Raw genomic sequence first — 6,473 nt, forward strand, 5'->3', positions numbered from 1 at the left:
CGGGTTTTAGTGGGTGAGAAACGGGTTTTAGTGGGTGAGAAACGGGTTTTAGTGGGTTTATAAACGGGTTTTAGTGGGTTGTATGCGGGTTTTAGAAACTGATTCCGAATACAGTACCCGTTTCATGCTTATAATTGTCGAATAATCAGCTATTCACCACAATGAGTAAGGAAATAGAAATCCGTCAACATAACGCGCTGACCAATGCTCGGTACGAATACACGGAGATACAACTGGATTTGCTGTTCTTCCTACTCTCCAAGCTGCGCAAAGACCAGCAGGATAGGGTGTATGAATTGAACATCAAAGACTTATCATTGCTAACCGGCAAAAAGTACAATGCTGCTTATCTGCACAAGGCCACATCGGATATGGGCAGCCGTGTATTTGAGGTTCAAACTGAAACCCGGTATCGGCAACTATGGATGTTTCAGCGCGTGGACTATCTACTTGGGCAAGGCATCATCGAAATCAAGCTCACAGAAGACATTACGCCCTATCTATTTGACCTTAAAGAGAATTTTACCAGCTACGAATTGGCTTCGGCACTACGCTTGACTAGCAAATATGCCAAGCGGATTTATCAGTACTGTAGCCAATGGAAAGACCAAGGGGAGACTAAAAAGTATGATATTCAGGATTTTAAGCAAATGCTTGGCCTACTTGATGACAAGGGCAACGAGAAGATGCTTAGAATCAGTGATTTTCGAGAGAGTGTATTAGATGTAGCCGTCAAGCAAATCAATGAGCACACCGAGCTAAACATTAGCTACAAGCTCGAAAAGCGGGTTAGAACCTACACCCACATCGTGTTCACCGTCAAACCGCAAGCTTTGGCCGAAACTATCCCCTTTGACCTGGTGGCCACGGCTCAGAATGTGCCCGGCGTGCAGCAAAGCCACTACGACAACGCCGCCCGCGTCCTCGACGAGCTGCGCATCACTGACGTCAAGCACCGGCAAACCATCCTGACCAGCGCCGCCCACGTCGCGGAAGTGAATCGATACAACCACGACCTAAAAACGGGCAAGGTCAAAGCCAGCCGTAATCCTGGGGGACTGCTACTGGTCAAGCTGGGCTTGGTCGCGGCCAAAACTGCTAAAGCTCCTACCGCCTAATTCGTACCTTTGCCCCGATGAAAATCACGCTCGAAATCCCTGATAACCGCGCTGACTTCCTGCTGGAACTGCTGCGCAGCCTGCCCTTCGTTAAGCTGCGGGGCCAAGCCGCTAAAGCCCCTGCTCAGGATGAAACCGCCTACCTGCTGTCCTCAGCAGCCAACGCTGAGCGGCTGTATGCAGCCCTCGAACGCGACCGCCGGGGCCAGCGGGAAACCCACGAGCTGCCGGCCACCATATGACGCTGAGCTGGGACACTGCCGCCTGGGAAGATTTTCAGTACTGGCTCGACACCGACAAGGCAATGGCGCGCAAGATTCGGGCGCTGCTCAAAGAGTGCCTGCGCACGCCCACCACGGGCACGGGCAAGCCTGAACCCCTCAAGCACGACTTCGCCGGCTACTGGTCGCGCCGCATCAGCGGGGAGCACCGGCTGATTTACCGCTTTGAGGCCGATTTAGTGTACGTGCTGCAATGCCGCTTCCATTACGCCAAGTAGCGCTTTGGGCAGTGGGGAAGCAACTTCTTTTCCCTTTTGTTCTTCTCAATAATCAGACTATCAGCTCACTATCTTACCAAGTAAGTTTGTCACATTAGTTAAACGTTGGTTTAAGAAATGTGACAAGCTCAGCTATAAACACCCTGCTACCGGAGGGCATATCTACCCGTTGGCGCATCTTCGTGGCTACATCGTTCTCTTGCTTGCGTTTTACTTTATGATACAAGCTGTCGGACTGCTCTCGCTTGGGATGTGCGCCTTAGTGGGCTTCCAAACGCCCTGTAAACAGAAGCCCTTTCGGACCACGTATGCCCCGGCGCTGCTCGTGACCGGCGTGTGGGATGCGACGAGTGAGTGCCTGCCCTACGTATCTCGGCTGGTCTGTACCACGCAGGGCAAGGTGGTCTACCGAGCGGACCCACAAGTAGAATTTGAGTTTAAGAAACGACTGTGGCCGCACGTCGTGCCCCTGCAAACGGGAGGCTACCAAGTGCTGTTGGAGCGCAATAATCGGCCTAGTAGGAATGAGTTACTGCTGCTTACCGTCGCGGGTGGTCAGGTGGTACGCAAGCAGGTACTCCCAGCTTTGAACAGTCCGCCGCGTGATGTGGACGGAGATGGACGGCTGGAATATGCCGGTGTTCGCGACTACACGGAAGGCCTCGGTGACCCGACTAAATCCACCTACAATCCCATCTTACTGTACGAACTACGCCCGCAGGGGTGGTGCCTAGATACCAGTGCCACCAAGCAAGTAAATCAGACGGTATGGGGCCAGTTTTATGGCTTTAAAGCCAACGAGAAGTTGGTCTTGAAGACCCCTAAGAAGTTTGCTACTTACCTACCTAACCTGGAGTAGATAAATAGGATTTTGAGCAAGGTAGTAGGCAGCTCCTTTTCCCGCTGATTTCTTGGAATAGTTGATTAACATAAGATTTCTTACCGGACAAGTCTGGAAAAAAGGCCAGTTTTGGGCCTCCCGCCGGGGCGCGGCCGGCGTAGTACTTTGGCGGGGACCAGACTCCTATTTGGGCGCTTACGAAACGAGCGGTATTTTGCATCTTCCAGGATTAGCCTAGCCTTCTGAAGAATGGAAGCACACGAACCCGTTATTGCGCTCCTGCTTTTTCAAAACGGCCTGGCCGACAATGCCTACAGTATCACACGACATTTAGAACGGCGCTTTGGCTGGCTGCACTGGGGCGAAATCAAGCAGTACCTGCTGGCCCATGGGTACCTGGTTCAGCTAGACCAAAGCCAAGTACCGGCGTATGCTATCACCCCCGCCGGCGAGACATTTAGCGCCCATTTTCGCGAACAGGCATTGGCCAAGGTGCAAAAAGACCCTTTCACCCACACGGAGCACACCCGCTGGCTGATTAATCTGCTGTGAACTGGTGCTAACGGTTCAGCGAAAGGGTAATTTAAACAGAGGGCAAGTTTTTTACATGCTGCAAACCACCGTTTACAGAATGTAAAATCCTAATAGGACTGGGGAAGCTAGCCGCTGTTTTGGCACTTTCTTCCTATTTGCATTCAGCTAGCGTGGCCTTCTATTCTTTTTCCATAGGTTTAATGCTTCCTCAAAGAATTGCTTAACCTCTGCTCTTTTCCCCTCAGCACACACTTTGAATTGTGTGCTATCGTCTTTATTAACAAGCATATAAGGGCAATAAGTAGCACCAGCGTAGTAAACGGTATCAATCGAGACAATCTCTGGATAAAAAGCAGATGATAAAGCCGTCTTTCGCTTGTTTTTATCATCAATCCAGTAAGCAGCCATCCGCTTATCCGTGAAGAAGTTACCTGCATTCTTGTTTCTGAGTTCAGAATAGAACTTATGGATTTCTTCCCCTTCATCAAGAAGTCCGATACTTCGGATAAAATCAAGGTCCGATTTCTTCAATGTTTTGCCTGTCTCAATGTGGTTACAAGACACCAGACCGAAAGCCACAAAAAAAACATATAAATTTCTCATAAATAAGTTTTTACATTGTTATAAATAGCTTACGTAAGAGCTACTTAACCACTGGAGCTGGGGCTACATACTTCGGGAAACTAGCGGCTGTTTTAGGAAATTTCTTCCGGTACTGCTGGGCTTGGTCGAAGTAGTAGCGGCCCTGGGTGAGCAGCTTCTCGTTAGCCTGCGTAAGCGCCTGCTTCTCGGCTTGCAGCTGGTCGTACTTGGCCTGCGCGACGCCCGAAAAAGCCCCGCCTATCCACAAGCCTAACAGCACGAGTAGCACCGGCCCTAACGCTAAGCCCGTGGGCCAGCGCCAACCTTGCAAAAAGTCCACCGGCACCGACCGGGGCACCACCTCGGCGGCTTTGGTGAGGGCGGCGGCGGCGGCCGTGAGCTGGCGCGTACTTTCCTGCACGCTGGCCATGACCTGCTGCGTCCCGGCCTGGGTGCCCGCCGTGATAGCCGCCTCGATGCGCGTGGCGGCCTGCTGGCCCGCCTGGGCTAAGGTGGCCGGCGTGGGTAGCAGGGGCAGCAGCTGCGGCACGAGTCGCTTCGCCACTTCGTCGGCCGGCAAGTTGATAGTGGGGCGGCTTTTGGCCTCGACCGTGGCCACCAGCGCCTGCAAATCGGCCACACTAACCGGCTTGCCCCGTTTGAGCAGGGTATCTAACGCGTCGCGGATTTCGCCAATGTTGCCGTAGATATCAAGTTGGGGATTCATAACCAAAGGGAAAAAGGATACTAAAAGAGGTGTTTTACAGGCTTAGGCCGCCGTCTTGGCTCCGGCTGGGCGCTTGCTGCTGCGCAGGCACTTGCGGCGTCTGGCGGGCCGCTTCCTGGGCTTTTTCCTGGGCCTTCTCTTGCGCCTGGCGGGCCTGTTCCTGGAAGAGCCGATTCAGGGCTTCCGCTTCGTAGGCTTTCGCGGCTTGGTCGGCGTGCTGCACCAGGGCGGGGGCCTGCACCTGGTGCTGGGCAAACGTCTGTTGCAACTTGCTGGCGCTGTACTCCTTGGCCACCTCGCTGCCCTTAAAACGGTGCCCGTCCTTCTCGAATACCACCCCGTACACCTGCGGCCCATCTTTCTTTTGGTGGGTGCTCGGCTGCACCTGCACGTCGTGGCGGGCCAGCCGGGCTTGCAGTTCGTCCCAGCTGCCAGCGTAGGGCGCGGTATGCTTCAGGGCGTTGGCTACCTCATGGCGCGCCCGCTGCCAGTCCGCGTCCCGCTGAGCCTTCGGGGTCTGGGCCGTGGCCTGCCGGTGGGTGGGCTCGACCTCGCGGGCCTGCTCGCGGCCCCGCTGCTCGGCCACCGTCAAGCCCAGCTGCTGCTCCAGGCGCTGGCACACGCGCCGGCTCTCCTGGCCAATGAAGTTGTCGGCTATCGTTTGCCCGTCGTTGTCTACCCGGTTCACCACCAGGTGCGCGTGCGGGTGGTTCTTGTCAAAGTGCTGCACCAGCGCCCATTGCGTGTTTTCTAGTTTCATCGCTTGCACGTAAGCCCGTCCGGCCTCGCGCAGCAGCTCGCTCAACTGCGCGGGGCTGCGGCTGGCTGCGTCCTCGGCCGGTAAGGCCAGCGCGACGTGTAGCACGGCGTTGCCGAGCCCTGGCCGCTGCGCCTGCTGGTACTGGAAGTCCTGGGCCATGTGGGCGGCGCTATCAGTGCGTACCCCCTCCGCATCGAGCACCTGGGCTTGCTTGTCCTCCTGGAACACGTAGCGGCAGATGCCCCCGAAGCTCTTGCCGATTTTCACTTTCCCTATCATGCCTGGGTCTGGTTGAGGGTGGCCAGCAGCTGCTGCACCTGGGCGAGCGTGGCCCGCGCCCGGTCCTGCACGTCTTGGCCCACGCGGGCCTGCACCACCAGCTGGTTCAGGTTGGTAGCCAGCTTGACGAGCTGCCGGTAGTGCTCACGCTGCTCAGGGGTCGGCGCGGCCTGGAGTACCCGCACCCCGTCGAGCGCTGCCCGGATGATGGCCGACCGGCTCAGCCCGGTCTGCTGGGCCTGCTCGGTTACCTGGTCTAGCTGCCGCTTATCGAGGCGCAATTGAATTGTCGCGTCGTGGGGAGCCTCGGCTTTAGGCCGGCCGGGAGCCCGTTGCTTCTTCGCTGGCTGGGGGGTAAGGCTATCAACTGACATGGCCAAAAATGAGTTAGGGCTAGAGCTCCCCGCCGGTGCAAGAAGAGGGAGGCCAACGGCCGACCAGGGTTTTTGCGAAGCAAAAACACTTCTTGCTTTCTACATTGGTGAGCTACTAACGGGCTTACAAGGTACGATAGATGTGCTCCTCCTGCCAACTACCTGCTTACTATCTGCTGACCTACTGACCCTCCTGCTGCTAGCTCTGACTTCTGCTCCCTCTTGGCTCTCCCGTTCCCCTAGTGCTATTTCCCTCGCTCCCCTCGGCACCTACCCCCCTCCCTGGCCACCCTACCCACTGCTCCCTTTGCTGACTGCCTTCCCCTATCCTGCCCAGCCCAGTTGCTATCTAGTCCTTGCCGGCCCCTCTTCCCCACTGCCCGGCACTAGTGAGTACTACCCCGCCCAAAACAGTACATAAGCTCGTCATTTGTGTTTATAACCTGTTAATTATTAATAATATAGTATTTATTGAATGCGCGCAAGTTACTGGCTTCCAAGGGTTTTGTTGTTTTTGTTTTGTTCGCGGCGTTGTACCTTTTCAACAGACCCTAAAAGCCTTTTTTCCTCGCGCGAACAACAATTGTTGTATTTTAAAAGCTTTGTTCTATTTGAGGGGCTTGCAACTAATTGATTTTCAAAATTTTATGGCACTTATAAACGGGTTTTAGTGGGTGAGAAACGGGTTTTAGTGGGTGAGAAACGGGTTTTAGTGGGTGAGAAACGGGTTTTAGTGGGTTTATAAACGGGTTTTAGTGG

General features: G+C 54.8%; 9 protein-coding genes. 5 read left to right on the forward strand and 4 right to left on the reverse strand.

Annotated elements, in window-relative coordinates; all coding sequences use genetic code 11:
• Positions 1 to 161: 161 nt before the first annotated feature.
• The 5 genes from J4D99_RS21600 (at position 162) to J4D99_RS21620 (ending at position 3,010) form a co-directional block, all read left to right on the forward strand.
• The gene (locus J4D99_RS21600; protein ID WP_208133831.1) at positions 162 to 1,118 is read left to right on the forward strand and encodes a replication initiation protein; all 957 of its coding nucleotides are present in this window, start codon (positions 162 to 164) and stop codon (positions 1,116 to 1,118) included.
• 17 nt (positions 1,119 to 1,135) lie between these two features.
• Positions 1,136 to 1,360, forward strand: coding sequence for a type II toxin-antitoxin system Phd/YefM family antitoxin (locus J4D99_RS21605; protein ID WP_208133832.1), 225 nt, complete (start codon positions 1,136 to 1,138; stop codon positions 1,358 to 1,360).
• Positions 1,357 to 1,617, forward strand: coding sequence for a Txe/YoeB family addiction module toxin (locus J4D99_RS21610; RefSeq protein WP_208133833.1), 261 nt, complete (start codon positions 1,357 to 1,359; stop codon positions 1,615 to 1,617). Before J4D99_RS21605 ends, J4D99_RS21610 begins: the two co-directional genes overlap by 4 nt.
• 217 nt (positions 1,618 to 1,834) lie before the next feature.
• Entirely contained in the window at positions 1,835 to 2,476 is a 642-nt protein-coding gene (locus tag J4D99_RS21615) for a hypothetical protein (RefSeq protein WP_208133834.1), read from the forward strand.
• A 231-nt stretch (positions 2,477 to 2,707) separates the two neighbouring features.
• Positions 2,708 to 3,010: a hypothetical protein gene (locus J4D99_RS21620; RefSeq protein WP_208133835.1), complete on the forward strand. Its 303-nt coding sequence runs from the start codon at positions 2,708 to 2,710 to the stop codon at positions 3,008 to 3,010.
• A gap of 147 nt (positions 3,011 to 3,157) precedes the next feature.
• On the opposite strand, the gene J4D99_RS21625 is transcribed toward J4D99_RS21620, so the two are convergent.
• The 4 genes from J4D99_RS21625 to J4D99_RS21640 are packed head-to-tail and all read right to left on the reverse strand — an operon-like array spanning position 3,158 to position 5,714.
• Entirely contained in the window at positions 3,158 to 3,595 is a 438-nt protein-coding gene (locus J4D99_RS21625) for a hypothetical protein (RefSeq protein ID WP_208133836.1), read from the reverse strand.
• A 40-nt stretch (positions 3,596 to 3,635) separates the two neighbouring features.
• The gene (locus J4D99_RS21630) at positions 3,636 to 4,301 is read right to left on the reverse strand and encodes a hypothetical protein (protein WP_208133837.1); all 666 of its coding nucleotides are present in this window, start codon (positions 4,299 to 4,301) and stop codon (positions 3,636 to 3,638) included.
• 34 nt (positions 4,302 to 4,335) lie between these two features.
• On the reverse strand, positions 4,336 to 5,340 hold the full coding sequence (locus J4D99_RS21635; protein WP_208133838.1) for a relaxase/mobilization nuclease domain-containing protein: 1,005 nt from the start codon (positions 5,338 to 5,340) through the stop codon (positions 4,336 to 4,338).
• Positions 5,337 to 5,714: a ribbon-helix-helix domain-containing protein gene (locus J4D99_RS21640; RefSeq protein ID WP_208133839.1), complete on the reverse strand. Its 378-nt coding sequence runs from the start codon at positions 5,712 to 5,714 to the stop codon at positions 5,337 to 5,339. Before J4D99_RS21640 ends, J4D99_RS21635 begins: the two co-directional genes overlap by 4 nt.
• Positions 5,715 to 6,473 lie beyond the last annotated feature (759 nt).

This window comes from Hymenobacter sp. BT559 (genome assembly GCF_017571525.1).
Taxonomy (GTDB): domain Bacteria; phylum Bacteroidota; class Bacteroidia; order Cytophagales; family Hymenobacteraceae; genus Hymenobacter; species Hymenobacter ginsengisoli.